The organism is Bacillus sp. AFS018417 (assembly GCF_002560985.1).
Lineage (GTDB): Bacteria > Bacillota > Bacilli > Bacillales > Bacillaceae_G > Bacillus_A > Bacillus_A rhizoplanae.
On record NZ_NTTM01000043.1, the window covers coordinates 33,155 to 48,435 of the forward strand.

At 37.7% G+C, this 15,281-nt stretch carries 10 protein-coding genes and 1 pseudogene; 9 read left to right on the top strand and 2 right to left on the bottom strand.

The features are described 5' to 3' along the window. Positions 1-7 precede the first annotated feature (7 nt). The 3 genes from CN326_RS17165 to CN326_RS17175 all read left to right on the top strand — a co-directional run bounded on the left by CN326_RS17165 (position 8) and on the right by CN326_RS17175 (position 3,186). Positions 8-1,702, top strand: a complete 1,695-nt coding sequence (locus tag CN326_RS17165) for an energy-coupling factor transporter ATPase (RefSeq protein ID WP_098310194.1) — start codon at positions 8-10, stop codon at positions 1,700-1,702. 5 nt (positions 1,703-1,707) lie between these two features. Continuing rightward, the gene (locus CN326_RS17170; protein ID WP_141525069.1) at positions 1,708-2,526 is read left to right on the top strand and encodes an energy-coupling factor transporter transmembrane component T family protein; all 819 of its coding nucleotides are present in this window, start codon (positions 1,708-1,710) and stop codon (positions 2,524-2,526) included. A 225-nt stretch (positions 2,527-2,751) separates the two neighbouring features. Continuing rightward, complete coding sequence (locus CN326_RS17175) at positions 2,752-3,186, top strand: NUDIX hydrolase (RefSeq protein WP_098310196.1); 435 nt, start codon at positions 2,752-2,754, stop codon at positions 3,184-3,186. Between the two features lie 199 nt (positions 3,187-3,385). Here the strand turns inward: CN326_RS17175 and CN326_RS17180 are convergent, their stop codons facing one another. Continuing rightward, complete coding sequence (locus CN326_RS17180) at positions 3,386-5,047, bottom strand: M4 family metallopeptidase (protein WP_098310197.1); 1,662 nt, start codon at positions 5,045-5,047, stop codon at positions 3,386-3,388. Positions 5,048-5,844: 797 nt separating this feature from the next. Between CN326_RS17180 and CN326_RS17185 the strand changes: the two genes are divergently transcribed. The 4 genes and pseudogenes from CN326_RS17185 to CN326_RS17195 all read left to right on the top strand — a co-directional run bounded on the left by CN326_RS17185 (position 5,845) and on the right by CN326_RS17195 (position 11,690). Next, positions 5,845-6,927 (top strand): HupE/UreJ family protein, encoded by a 1,083-nt coding sequence (locus CN326_RS17185; protein ID WP_098310198.1) that lies wholly within the window; start codon positions 5,845-5,847, stop codon positions 6,925-6,927. Positions 6,928-7,087: 160 nt separating this feature from the next. After that, positions 7,088-7,993: pseudogene (locus CN326_RS25440) on the top strand (metallophosphoesterase N-terminal domain-containing protein); the annotation flags it as partial. 105 nt (positions 7,994-8,098) lie between these two features. After that, complete coding sequence (locus CN326_RS17190) at positions 8,099-10,666, top strand: outer membrane protein assembly factor BamB family protein (RefSeq protein WP_255258148.1); 2,568 nt, start codon at positions 8,099-8,101, stop codon at positions 10,664-10,666. A 514-nt stretch (positions 10,667-11,180) separates the two neighbouring features. Then, entirely contained in the window at positions 11,181-11,690 is a 510-nt protein-coding gene (locus tag CN326_RS17195) for a GNAT family N-acetyltransferase (protein WP_098310200.1), read from the top strand. Between the two features lie 254 nt (positions 11,691-11,944). Here CN326_RS17195 and CN326_RS17200 read toward each other — a convergent pair whose 3' ends face one another. Next, positions 11,945-13,357, bottom strand: coding sequence for an RNA-guided endonuclease InsQ/TnpB family protein (locus CN326_RS17200; protein ID WP_255258151.1), 1,413 nt, complete (start codon positions 13,355-13,357; stop codon positions 11,945-11,947). A 409-nt stretch (positions 13,358-13,766) separates the two neighbouring features. On the opposite strand from CN326_RS17200, the gene CN326_RS17205 reads away from it, so the two are divergent. Next, complete coding sequence (locus CN326_RS17205; RefSeq protein WP_098310201.1) at positions 13,767-14,114, top strand: PadR family transcriptional regulator; 348 nt, start codon at positions 13,767-13,769, stop codon at positions 14,112-14,114. Next, a complete protein-coding gene (locus CN326_RS17210) occupies positions 14,101-15,099 on the top strand; it encodes an HAAS signaling domain-containing protein (RefSeq protein WP_098310202.1) in 999 nt (332 codons plus the stop codon). The genes CN326_RS17205 and CN326_RS17210 overlap by 14 nt, the downstream gene beginning before the upstream one ends. Positions 15,100-15,281 lie beyond the last annotated feature (182 nt).

The following is a 15,281-nucleotide window of genomic DNA, read 5'->3' on the forward strand; positions in this document are numbered from 1 at the left end:
TATACATATGAAACCGATTATTTCTTTTGAAGATTTCACATTCCAATATAAAAACGTAGTTGAGCCGACGATACAGGATATTACCTTTCATATTTATCCTGGCGAAAAAGTATTAATCGCTGGGCGAAGCGGATCAGGAAAATCTACATTAGCTCATTGTATCAATGGGCTCATTCCTTTTTCTTATGAAGGGACAAGTACAGGAAATCTTTCTGTATGTGGTATTGACCCTAGACATACGAGTATATTCGAGTTAAGTCAACGCGTAGGAACGATTCTACAAGACCAAGATTCCCAATTTATCGGATTAACAGTTGAAGAAGACGTTGCGTTTGCAATGGAAAATGATTGTGCGGAGCAAGGGGAAATAAAACAAGTTGTAGAACGTTCGCTTAAAGAAGTAGACATGATTAAGTTTCATTCACATAGTCCTCACGATTTATCAGGGGGACAAAAACAGTCAGTTTCTCTAGCGGGCATACTAGCTACAAACGCTGAGATTTTGCTATTTGATGAACCTTTAGCGAATTTAGATTCTGTAAGCAGTCAAAAAGCAATCCAGCTTATGAAAAAGATTCATAGACAAACGAATAAAACAATCATCATTATTGAGCATCGCATTGAAGAAATGCTCGATCTCGACTTAGATAAAATCATTCTTTTGGAAAATGGCCGCATCGTAGCAATCGAAGCACCGACTGATATATTACAGACAAATGTTTTACAAAAAGTAGGGCTAAGGGAGCCTGTATACATAGAAGCATTAAAAACATTGGAATATCCATTCTTGAATGAAGAAGTTTATCCAATAGAAAATATTAATTCTCATATATTACATGAAACGTTATCAAAATGGATGTTACAAAACCCAATACATACAGCAATGTCCGAAAAAGAATGTATATGTAAAATAGAAAATGTAGCGTTTACATATCCAAACAGTAATTTTGCATTGAAGGATGTATCTATGTCTATATACAAAGGTGAAGTACTCGCTCTTTTAGGAAACAACGGTGCTGGAAAATCAACATTTGCTCATATTATGACGGGAATGAAAAAAAAACATCAAGGTAAAATTCTTTTAGAAGGAACTGATATTACAACATGGTCAATCCGGAAGCGGGGAGAGGCCATCGCTTATGTGATGCAAAATCCTAATCACATGATTACACAAGCAACTGTTTGGGAAGAAGCTGCATTTGCTTTAAAACTGAAGAATGCTTCAGAAGAAATGCAGAAAATAGTAGAAAATGTATTACAAATTTGTGGTTTATATCCATTTCGAAATTGGCCGGTACAAGCATTAAGTTATGGACAAAAAAAGCGTTTAACGATAGCCTCGATTCTTGTTACAAATCCCAAACTTATTATTTTAGACGAACCAACTGCAGGACAAGATTATTTTCACTACAAAGAGTTTATGATGTTTATACAAAAATTAGCGAAACGTGGAATAGCTTTTTTATTCATTACACATGACATGAATTTAGCGCTAGAATACGCAAATCGGGCGATTGTACTACATAACGGAGAAATCATTGCAGATGATGCAGTAACTACCGTGTTGGCAAACGAGCGTATTTTAAAGCAGGCAAACCTCCGTGAGAGCTCACTTACTGGCTTAGCGAAACATGGGAATATGCCAATTCCGCAGCTATTTGTTCAATCTTATATGGAAGCAAGGAGGGGGGATCATTCATGAGTAAGATGGGGACACTATATATAGAAGAAAAATCATATTTCCATCGTATGGATGGTGCTGTAAAACTAATCCTATTTATTATATGGATGATTCTCACATTCCTATTCTTTGATTTTCGTATTTTATTATGCTTATTTCTAATCGGATGCATACTACTAGGCATCGCCAAAATTCCAACGCGCAGCATGTTCATTATTTTTAGTGTTATTTTCACATTTAGTATTTTGAATTCCATCATGATTTTACTCATTACCCCAACACATGGATCGGAGGTAACTGGTACATATACGCCACTTCTCCATATTGGCTATGCAACTATTACACTAGAAACTCTTTTTTATGCAATGACACTATCATTAAAATATTTTACTTTATTACCGTTTACACTTATTTTTATTTACACAACACACCCGAGTCAATTTGCAAGCAGCTTAAACAAAATTGGACTGCCTTATAAAATTGCTTATGCAGTTAATATTGCACTGCGCTACATTCCGAATATACAAACGGAATACGAACTCATTAAACATGCACAGGAAGCAAGGGGAATTCCATTTCATAAAGGAGAAGCAACTCTTTTTCAACGCATTAAAAATCGAATGACGATTTTTTGGCCGCTTGTGATACATTCATTGGATCGAATTGATACGGTTTCGAATGCTATGGATTTACGCGGTTTTGGAAAAAAGGAGAAGCGAACATGGTACTATAGGACGAAAATGCAGCCTCTTGATTATATGGCTATTCTTATTGGGATTTGCATTTTGATTATTGCTATTTATTTGAAACTCACAATTTTTTATTCGTTTTGGTATCCTTTATGAGCATTAAATGAATATTTGGTGGCTTGCGTATAATAGATGACAAACGAAAATAGGGTATTATCCAAGTCAAAGAGTACTAGTTTTATATCTTGTAACATGCGCTTGCTCCTTTTAAGTCCTCCTTTTTAAAGAATTAATCGAGTCTATTAATGTATTCTTTACTTTGATTTTAGTATAATTGATATAGTTATCAGTAGGAAATAATTTCAAAAGGGGGAGTTGGTTTTGGAAAGAGTTAACGTGGTTTCAGCTTTAATTTATGATGATAATGAGAATATATTAATAGTAAAAAACATAAAGGGTGATTCTTTTTATTGGAGTCTTCCGGGCGGAGCAGTTGAAGGAGAAGAAACTTTAGAACAGGCTATAATCCGTGAAGTAAAAGAAGAAACGGGATTTAAAGTTGTTGTTACCGGGTTGAGTTCCGTTAGAGAAATGTTCTTCGAAGAAAGAGGTCATCATGCTTTAATCATTACTTTTCATGCAAAAATCATTGATGGTGAAATAAACATCAATGACCCTGATAATGATATTGTTGAAGTAAGGTGGGCAAATAGTGAAAGGGTAAATGAATTAATGCCATCCTTATATGAGAGGTTAAAAATAAATTCCGATATCAACAAAACATTAGCTTTCTATGCATTTGAAGGTATCAAATAAAATCGAGAAAAGGTTTCGTTGAATTCTATTATTGATAAAAGAGTAGCATACATAGGGATTTTGTTATAAACATAAGAGAATCGTTCCTTTTGATTGGTTTGGTTGTGGTGACTTGATTATATCAGAAAAAAGCACTTCTTTTTTATTTATATAATGAAAGAGGCTNNAGCCTCTTTCATTATATAAAGGGGAGTGGAACCTATTTTACACCAACTGCATCATATGATTGCTTCACAGCTGCCACTTCTGCAGAGTTTGCGCCGTATAAATCAGCTGCTGCTTGTACTAAGGCAGCACGCGCTTGACTAAAAGTTGCAGATTCAGTTAAGTATACTGTATTTGCACGATAGTAAATTGCACCTACTTTATCTTTACCAACGCCATTCACTGTTACACCATAATGTGTACCGCCATTTGCTAATAAGTAAGCAGCTTTATTGATAATACCGCTATTTGTATGAACGCCGCCATTATCGCTCGTTCCAGTATAACGTTTAGAGTAATGATCTGGGTCACCATATTTTGTTGGATCGCTCATAGAACGAAGCGCATCCCCAGCTTGACCAGGCGTATAAATATCTTCACCAACTTCCCAATCTGGATTACGGTTATCATAGTATTCTATTAATGTTCCAAAGATGTCAGAGAATGCTTCATTTAACGCACCAGACTCATTTTGATAAATGAGGTTTGAACTATATTCTGTCACGGCATGTGTTAACTCATGTCCGACAACATCGATACCACCGGAAAATGCAATAAATGTAGATCCATCTCCATCACCATAGACCATTTGCGATCCATTCCAGAAGGCATTGTTATAATTTTTGCCATAGTGAACCGTAGATTTTAACGGTGCACCAGCATCGTTATAAGAATTGCGGTTAAAGGTGTTTTTGTAATAATTATATGTTACACCTGCATAATAATGTGCATCCACTGCCGCTGCATCGGATTTAGCATTAAAGACGTTATCTGTATCTGCCCATAACGTTCCCGGCAATCTTGTCCGGTTGTTCCCATTGTATGTGTAAATTGTTGCACCGTGTGTATTATCTTGTAAATAATAACTAGATCCAGAGAGTGTTGTATTAATAGACTTTGTATCGCCTAATACCCCTTTACCGGTTCCTACTGTACTTGTACCTGTTACAGGTTTACTTGGAGCCGTATTGTCATTTGTTGCATTGTGGATTGTATTATATTTGTTTAAAACTTTACCGCTATCAGCTTCAATGAAATAATAATAGTTTCCTGGCTCTGGATCTAAGAAATTCAATTTTACAACATATGCATATGTTGTTTCCTCACCATTTTGATATACATATAAGTCCGCAGACGGCTCTACTTCATATTTTGGGGTAAATCCTAAATCTTTTTGTGCGATTGCAATCGCTTTTTTTCCTTCAATTTTATTTTTGTTCTTCAATTTCTCTTTCTTATCTAAATCAGGTGCAACTGTTCCTGATACAACCTTTAATACACCATCTTTCCCAACATGAGCTACTTGAGTAGATCCCCATACTGGTACACCTTCATATATTTGCTGTAAACGGATAACTGTTGCTTCTCCAACAGGGTCTTTTATAATCTTTTGTACTTTAAAGGATTCTTCTGCACTTTTTTCGCCTAGTTTATAATCTTTTTTAGCAGTGTTTAAATAATCAAATACAACAGATTCTGCCTTCTTTCCTGATGCACTTGTTAGATTGCCCGATACAAACTCTGGAGACTGTACCGTCTCATTATATTTCTTTGTGGAAAGTACGTTCTTTGAATCTGCAAACGCAGAGCTTGTCCCTCCAAATGTTGCCACTGCCATTCCAGCTGCTAACACAAGTGCTAGACTCTTTTTCTTCATCATTTTTTCCCCCTAACAAAAATTTTTAAAAAGAGAGTAGCTTAATGGTAGCATTAAGTTTCTATTATTAGAATACTGAAAATTCAAATAATTTATTTCTCAAGTTTTCTAGAATTTTGATGAACAATTTAAAAAGAAAAGCTGACTCGAGAAGTCGTTTTTCAACAATATTTGATTCAGCTTCTTTATTGTTTAAGTATCTATTAAGATTGATTAAAATCCTTTAAGAATGATAAAAAATGAAATAAACTCAATCTACTTTTAGGTACTAATTGTTGCTTTGAAATAAAGTTTGATTAAAACGTAGCTACAAACGTTGATTTAATAACAAAAAAACGCTCATTTTGAAAAAAGATTGATCAAAATGAGCGTTTTTTATTTCAGTTGGATATAAGTTTTTATAAAAAAGTTTGATTGAAAATCACTTAGAATTCTTTAATTGGAAGAGGAAAAGTATAGCAAATTTTTTACAAAAATCGTGACTTTATTCAAAACATCGCGTCTTTTTTATAAACGTCGTAACTTTATTTTAAAGCCACAATATCCCGAATGTGATTTCCATTTATTGGACAGATGGCGGTGGAATCGTTAGATGCTACCTCACCCCCTATTTGGTGCAATATTAATGACTAGAGATTACAGGATTCGAATCTCTAGTCTATTTATCCTTTTTAAGATACGAAATATTAATAATATTTAAACATTTACTTTATATTTACTTTACAAAAATATCTTACGCTTTTAATTAACAAATACTTTTTGATTGTTAAATTTCTAGATTAAAGGTGTGAGAGACTTTGAAAAAAATAGTAGTTGGGTTCGCTGCGTTATTTTCCTTTATCACATTAATGTTTTTGCCTATTAATGCATCTGCCCACACTGATAACAGTGAAGGGTATTCGAAAATTACGATGGATAGGGATAAGCTTCATGTAGAATTGCAGCTTGATTTTTTCGAACTGGGGAGGCTGATTGATTTTGGTGTTAGTCCAGGGGATCGGGAAGAGATGCTGAATACAGCATTAGAAAAACATCGTGATGCTGTAGCTGAATACCTTGATTCCCATGTTGAGGTATTCACCGATGGAGCGAAAGCAAAAGGCTCCGTTAATTCAACAAAGATTGAACGCAGGGTGGGACGGGAGTATGCCAAAATTGGGCTTGAATTTCCAGCTCCTTCAGCCAAATCTTCCATTCAAATACATTATAGTGTTTTCTTCGATGACAATGATACGATGCATCGAAATATCGCTTCATACGACTTAGAAAATAAAAAAGGCCAATTTATTTTCAATACAGAAGACAGGGAACTCAACGTCGGAAAGGATAGCGCAGCAGGACAGTTTTTTCGCTTTGTTCAACTCGGTTTCCACCATATCATGATCGGCTATGATCATATCCTTTTTGTTATAGCACTCGTATTTGGAGCCCGCCGAATAACGGACGTTCTAAAAGTAATTTCTGTATTTACCTTAGCCCACAGTATTACTCTTGGCTTAACAGCGTTAAAATTGATTCACTTCCCTGCAGCCATTGTCGAACCGCTCATTGCTCTAAGTATTGCATTTGTAGCAGTAGAAAATTATTTTGGCTTTTCATCAAAATATCGATTTGCAGTTGTATTTGGGTTTGGACTTATCCACGGGATTGGCTTTGCTAGTGCTTTACAGCTTGCTAACGACGTGACCTGGAGATCACTGTTATCGATTTTGTCATTCAACGTTGGTGTAGAAGCAGGACAAGCCTTAATTATTCTGATTTTATTTCCTTTACTTGTGTATATCCGCAGGTTTCAATGGTCCACTGTCGTACAGGTAGCAGCGACGGCTGGTATTTTTGGAATCGGGCTGATTTGGTATTTCGAGCGTTTCTTCGCTTGATAAAATAACTAAGCTTTTAAGGTGGTGGTACGAACATTACTTATTGAGGTTCAAATTATCGGGGGAATTTATATAAAAATCAGGAGGAGAAATCATGAAGCCAATAGAAGCCAAAGGGAAAAATATAAAACAAAAACTTAAACCTGTTGCTGCAGTTGTAATGTGCGGCCTCGCTTTTGCTGCTGTAGTTAAACCAGTTGTAGCGGAAAATCCTACAGCAACTATAAAGGGTACAGTCTTCGCTGACAAAAACGGAAATGGGAGCCGTGATGGGAACGAGGAGGGCATTCCGCATGTTTCCGTATCTGACGGTAAAAATATAACGGTTACAGATGATCAAGGAAACTATACGTTAACGATTGATACAGATAGACGTCAGGACGATATTGTTTTTGTAACAACCCCAAGTGGATACAGCGTACCGACTGACAAAAACAAGACACCTCAGTTTTACAGACAGCTTGGCAATGTGCAGCCTGGGGAAACAAAGGAGCAAAACTTTGGTCTCCTACATACGCCGGAAAGCAGCAATCCTAATTTCAGCTTTGTCAACATTGCCGATGTTCACGTCCAGGCAGGTACTGCAAATAATCGTGAACGCTTCACAGATCAGTTAGCACAAATCAATGAATCAACCGGAAATCCGGCATTCATCGCCGTAAGCGGGGATTTGACCAACCGGGCAGACCCAACAGAATTCCAGGATTATACTGCGAGTACGGCAACATCTTCTCTCCCGGTTTATCCGGCAGTTGGGAACCATGATTTTGGGCCGGGAACGGATTATCAAACGAGAATTAACCGTTACCGTACTTATCTTGGACCGGAGTGGTATTCATTCGATTATGGCAATAGACACTTTGTAACATTAGAAAATGTATTGGGTTTCAAAGAAACTGATCAATTCGAGTGGTTAAAACAGGATCTTGAACTGAATGCAAAAGACAAAGAAGTTGTTGTATTTGTTCACAAACCGATGAATACTCCAGAAACCCCGACGCCAGAAAATACGAAGCAATTTATTGATCTTCTTAGCCAATATCATACGCGCTTGGTGATGGTAGGACATACTCACGTCAATGATGTAGCCCAGGACACAATTCCAGGCGCTAACCATGTGACAACCGTTTCTAGTGCCTATACGATTGACCAGATGCCGAACGGATTCCGCATGGTTACCTTCCAGGGAGACAAGCAGGAAGAGCAATATAAAATGTATGACGTGAAGCAAAGCGCGGCGATTGTTCATCCTGCAGCAGGCAGCGAAGTTCCACAAGGAAAAATGGACATTTTGGTAAATGCCTATAACACAACAAGTAACGTCACTAAGGTTGAATACCGTATTGATGGCGGTTCGTGGAGAAAGCTAAAGCAAAGCAGCGGTATGGCCTGGTATGATCAATGGGATGCTGGAAAAGCAGACAAAGGTCAGCATGCCATTGAAGTTAGAGTAACAGATGATGGGGGCAAGACTTGGGTTAAAAATAATACGTTTAGCATTGTTGATAATGAAACTCGGATTAAACCGAAGAAGGGAACAGACTGGTCGATGTTCCACGGCAATGCCCAGCATACCGGGGAGGCAAAAGATACACTTGCAGCTGGTCTGAGCCTTGATTGGACATACCGTACACCTGGAACAATCCTTACTTCGTCACCTGCCATTTCAAATGGTGTGGTTTATATTGGTACACGTGATGAAAGCGGTAATGAGCATCACGCTATCCATGCAGTTGACCTTGAGACAGGAAAAAAGCGGTGGGAAGTAAAAGCAGACGCACAGGTACAAGCTTCGCCTGCTGTTGCAGACGGAATTGTATATGCTTCGTCGATTCGCGGTACACTTTATGCCATGAATGCAGAAACCGGAGAGGTAATTTGGGAAAAGACTGTTGGGAAGGATGAAGTACAGCGCGCTTGGATGTACTATTCTCCAACGGTAGTAGATGGAGTAGTCTACCAGGCATACAGCACAGGCAGCGGCGGTAAAATGATGGCTCTTGATGCCCGCACAGGTGCAGAAATATGGAATGTTCCTTTAGCTGGCGGCTGGATTGTAGAATCCACTCCTGTCGTTCAGGACGGGAAAATTTATGTTGGAGGAGATGGCGGCTGGCTGATCTCACTTGACGCTTCAACCGGTAAAGAATTATGGAGGAAAAAACCTGCTGGCGGCTGGATGCACTCTATGCCTTCTATCTCGGATGGACGGATATATATGGGGTACGGCGGCGGTTTGCTGGTTACTCTTGATGCAGCTACGGGCAAAGAGCTATGGCGTTACAAGAGCCCGGATTCATCCTATATTGCTGGCGATACAACTGGATCCTCTCCTGCAGTAGCGGATGGAGTGGTGTATATGGGATTCCCGGATGGAAACGTAGCTGCGTTCGATGCAGCCACTGGTACAAAGAAGTGGAGCTATCGCACGAAGGGTGGGATTATTTCTTCTGCGGCGGTTAGTGGTGAAACTGTATTTATCGGCTCGAACGATGGAAAACTTCATGCATTTGACAAATTAACCGGACAACCTTTATGGGAGCACGAAATAGGAGCATGGGTAGCTTCTTCCCCGGCTATTTCCGGAAATACGTTAGTTGTGGGAGCATTAGACGGGAACCTGTACGCCTTTACTCCAGGAGGAAAGGCTGCACAACGCTGGCCGAGACTATCTGGACAGGTAACGGACAGTGTAACAGGAGAACCGATTGGAGGGGCAACGATTGTTGCGACAGACAGCCAAGGAAACAGCCAGGTTTCTACAACAAATGCTGACGGACAATACCTTATCGGACTGCAGCCTGGCAAATATTCTCTTACAGCTAAACGTAGGGGCTATCAAAGCGGTGCGCCAGTTTCCGTAGAAGTTGCCAGCGGGGAAGTGAAAACAGTTGCATTTAAAATAAGTGAAATCACAGCACCTGTGGCAGGAATGTCCCTGGAAGCGCCGGATTTTAATGCTGGAAGCCCGCGGCTCGATGCCATGACGGGACAAACCTATCACTATATCATGAATAATCGCATCCAAGCGACGATTTCCTCACAAATTGGCGCTAATAACCTGGCAGGTACATTTCAGCCAGGCTGGCTTGGGGACATTGCCTTGCTTGATGACAACGCACTGGAAACGCTCGATTGGAGTGAATGGATCCTTTCACCGACAATGAACGATCCAAAGCGTCCTTGGAACCGTGATGGAGAGTGGCTGTCATTATCGAATATCGAAACGGTTGGCGATACCATCCAGGCATCCGGACAGGCACAAATAGATCCTTCTATTAAAGCTTCTGTTACGTATCGGGCACTTCCAAATGCACCGGTGGTAAAGTTTACGCTCGAATTGGAGAATACGGGTGAGAAGGATTTCAATGGTTATTTCCAATACCTGCTTGATCCAGACAGTGCAGATGACACAGCGTTTGTTCCAGGGATTACGAAAACAAATCCCGGCTTCATGACTTCAGGATGGACTGGAAACTATATTTATGACGGACCGAAAACTGCCATCTCCACCCCTGCTCATGGAATTGCTTGGACGAAGGATCAGCCCTCCGGATTAAGTGCTTTTGGATATATCTTCGGAGCATCATTTGATGCTAGCATGAAAGCTGGCGAAAAACGTACGATTAGCTGGTATCATATTACGGACTATCCTGCCGACGGAAGCAATCCTGCAGCAAATATTGCTAAATGGGCAAATCAACTTGCTTCCATTGATCCGGATGTTGGTTTGGAATAAAGTTTGATCAGAAATGTTTTGCAAACCCTTATTTAGTGAGAACCGAAAAGAATCCATTTTGAAAAAAGATTAATCAAAATGGATTCTTTTCTTTTTGGATGAACTTTTCGTTTTATAAAAAAGTTTGATCAAAAATGCGTAAATATATAGAAAATAAAAAGAAGCTGATCATCTACATATAGTAGGTAATCAGCTTCTTTTTATTGTGAAATAGACTTTTTTAATGCCCTCTGTAGCTTTTGAATTAAGTTTGATAAAAAGTGTGTGATAACGTATTGCATCGCAACTTTTTTATAAACGTCGCGACTTTGTTTTAAACATCGTAACTTTTTTATAAACATCATGACTTTATTTCAAAGCTACACTAATAGTTTTTTATGCATTTTAAAAGTCTGTGAAAGAAATTCAATAATAGTGATTCATGAATCTTTTCCATAGCCCTAGATAGGAATCTTTACATTGTGTATAGAATATCCCAAAACAATCTTATTTTTTAGTTGAAGGAGATGTTGTAATGGAAGTAACTATTCGTCCCGTTCAGATACAGGATGCTAGCGCAATTCATCGTATTTGTATACAAGATGCAGTTTTGCCATATATGGTTTTCATGCCGAGTATGAGAGTAGATGCTATGGAAAATAGAATTTGTAACTTAGGACATAATCAATTTGAATTTGTTGCGGAGTTTGATGGTAATGTTGTTGGATTTGTAGGTTTAACGCAAGGACAAGGACGAAGATCGCATTCGGGAGATATATTTATCGGTGTAGATAGTGAATATCATAAAAAAGGAATTGGGAAAGCATTACTCACAAAAATTCTCGATCTTACGGACAATTGGCTAATGCTTGAAAGGATAGAACTTGGCGTTCTCGAAACAAATCCTGGTGCACAAGCGTTGTATGAAAAATTTGGTTTTATAGAAGAAGGAACAAAGAAGGGGAGTTTAAAAGCAAACGGTAAATTTATTGATGAAATTATGATGAGTCGCCTTCGTCCAAATGGTCTGGTTATGCAAGCGTGATTATTGTGTAATTACAATAAAGTCATAGACTAAACAAGAAAAAGGTATAGACTACATTCAAATCCTCATCATACTTTTTGAAAATATGATGAGGATTTATTTGTTTATGCTTTTTTCATTTATCTAAAAGCGAATGAATGAGGTGACTTCTTTGTTTAAATGGAACAAAGAAAAAAGTAATATAGCCTTCTGATGAAAACTCCCGCCACTTATCTCCTTCGGATCTTGAAGTGGGGGTTTCTCGTGTATCACCTTCAAGAGATGCTTAACACGAGTGGAGTTGACACAGCTGCCTGATGGCACAACCCCTCTATCCCATCGGCAAATGCCTTTGGAACTGCTTTTTTTAAGATATTATAGGAACCATTCACATCTGCGTTCAGTAGTTTGTTCTCCTTTGTACGATACAAGCCGCGTTTAATCCGTTTCCCACTGAATACAGGAATGTCTTCCTCACCGTAAGTAGGGATCGCATCATTATCTAGAAAGGATGCCTTGCTTGTATACGATTCTTCCACTATTTGTACAGTAATACCTTTTCGTTTTGCTTTATAGGTGATCATTTCAATGAGTAGATTATGCGGGATATGGCAAAAGGATTGATTCTGTCGGTTTCCCATATCACTGTTTTGTTTCCATGATGTATTTTTCCCGATCACAATCATAGAAATCTCATGTTGAACTGCAAAATGAACAATGTGGTAACTGATTTTGTGAAAGAAATCTTTTATTTTGAGAAACCGTTTCTCATGCAACCTCTCTAAACGCTTGGATGTGTGTGGCCCTTCTTTTGGTTCTTTTCCATGACGAAGAATACCCGTTAAATAAGCCTTTTGCTTGTTGTAGTATTGATTCATGCTTTTGATGACATTGCCCTTTACTAACACAGGAGTAGCCCCTGTATTCGTTATGATAGTTGCAATGTTATTGATTCCTAAATCAATACTCATATAGCGATTATTGTCTACATACTTAAGTACTGAATCGGATTGTTCTGTTACAATTTCCACTTTAAACTTTCCATAAGCAGGAGAAACACGTACCTCTTTCAGATTTTCGATATGTCCGAACAATTTACCGATATTTAATTTTATGCTTGTTTTTGGAAACTGAATATACTTATCTTGGAGTTTACATACTTGATTCGTGAATACAACTTCTCTCATAGATGATTTGATATAGTTGGGAATGCGAGGTCTGCCAGTAAAAGTGAAAGGATGTTTTTTGTATTTTTTCATGGAATCAAAAAATGAATCCCAGTTTTGGTAAAGCTTTCTCATAACGGCTTGATTCACTTGTGATGGTAGGTTTATATAGTCTTGTTGCTTCATTGTTTTAAACAAACAATCTAGAAAGTTATAGGATAGAAATGATTTCTCTTTTGTTGGTAATGTGAACAGATTACATTTCATTTCTTTCTGTTCGCTAACAGGTTTTTCTTTTTGTTTTTGCAGGCGTTTTTGGTATGCATGAAGTTGATTTTCATTCATGGTTTCAATATGTGTTTGTAATGTATGGAGAACTTCTTGTTGAAGGGGCTGTAACGTTTTCTCTGTACGTAAAGCCGTATACACTTGGCGAATGTAGAAGTTTGTTGTGTTGTAGAGGTTTTTTGCATTTTGACACATTTCCATGAAGTAGGCGTACAATTTATGACCTTTCTTGATTCAAATTTGATAGGTTGCATATTCTTTTTTTGTCATCATGTTCACCTCCTACTTTTCTTCATGATACTACAAAACAGCCGAAAAGAACATATATTCGTAATACAGCGAAAATATTTTTACAAATGCGATGGCAATTCATCTCCACCTTAAACTGGGCTATGCCCTGCACGTTTTGAAGATGGAGTTTTCTTGCCAATTTTTCGATAAAGTAAACCAAAATAATGAAATGATAGAGAAAACAGCGTTTGAATGCAAATGTTGTTTTTTTATGTACCTTTCTTACAATTTTTCTTGTTATTTCTTAAAAGGGCATTTAATTTCAAATAATGTTGTAACAACAATACTGTATGATGCATAGCATAAAGTATACACTGTATGACATATAGTATATAAAAAATGAGGTGGGTGAATGAGTACGTTATTGAATTCATTGATGACAGAGCTTAGGAGAGGAACGTTGACATTAGCCGTTTTAAGTCAATTACGAACACCCCAGTATGGATATTCACTTGTTCAATTATTGGAGGAATCAGGCATTACCATTGAACAAAGTACCTTATATCCATTGCTTCGCCGATTAGAAAAACAGGAATTAGTGACGAGTAGTTGGGATACATCTGAGAGTAGACCCCGTAAGTTTTATGTTTTAAGTGAATATGGATTGGAGATCTTTTTACAGTTAAAAAAGGAATGGCTTAAGAATTCGAAAGAGCTCTATAGCTTATTAAAAAAGGAGGAAGACGATGAATCTGATTGAGATTTATATAAAAGAAGTTACTCGGAGGCTACCTGAAAAAAATCGTGAGGATATTGCTCTAGAGTTACGGTCAACCATAGAGGATATGCTGCCTGATGATTACAGTGAAGAAGATGTAAAGGCGGTTCTTGAAAAATTAGGGAGCCCAGTCACAATGGCTAATGGTTATCGAGACTGGCCAACGCACTTAATTGGTCCCCGCTATTTTGATGGATATGTGACGCTACTAAAAATGATTTTACCGATTGCCGCTGTCATTTCGTTAATCTCGGTGATTGCCGAACATTTTATTGGATATAGTGGAGAACAAGCGGTTATAAGTATTGTTTTTAGTCTTATAGGCAAAGGAATAGGGAGCATCATTGAAGTAGGGATCCACGTATTCTTTTGGCTAACACTTGTGTTTGCTATTTTGGAAAGAGCAGATAAAGGAAGAGATGAGGAGCCATTAACAGCAAGCTTTAAAAAATGGACACCTGATGATTTGAAAAATATCCATAATATTCCTAAGAAAAAAGCGATTTCAAAGGGCGAAGTATTTGTAAGTTTAATGTGGACTGCGATTTGGTCAACTTTTTATTTTTATGCAAATCATCTTGTAGGTGTATATGAACGCAGTAGAGACGTACTTGAATTCGTGACCCCAACTTTTAATCAGGAAGTTTTACTTGGATATTGGCCAATCGTTCTTGTTGTAATTGGTCTCGAAATAGCATTAGCTCTTTATAAATTATTAAAGGGGCAATGGACAAAAGGAATTGCAATTTGTAATGCTGCACTCCAGCTTATCGCAACCATTGTATTCATTGTTATAGTAACAAATCCGAACGTGATAACCCAAGATTTTATTACGTATATGACTAATTTATTTACCATAACAGCTAATCAATTTGAAACATGGATAGTTGGCGGTGGAATTTTCATCTTTATTTTATTTACAGCAATCAGTGTATTTGATGGCTTCCGTAAGGCTAGAATTCGTTAATATATTAGTTTATTAAACTACCATTACGTACTTTAAAATCGGAATAATCATGCTGCTATTGTATCCTTGAAATAAAGTTGAACCGTTTTGAAAAAGATGAACTGTTTATAAAAGTTAAACCGTTTTCATGGTTAATTAAGAAACTGTTGAGTGATAATAGAGTTGTTCCATTAAAGGGCCAT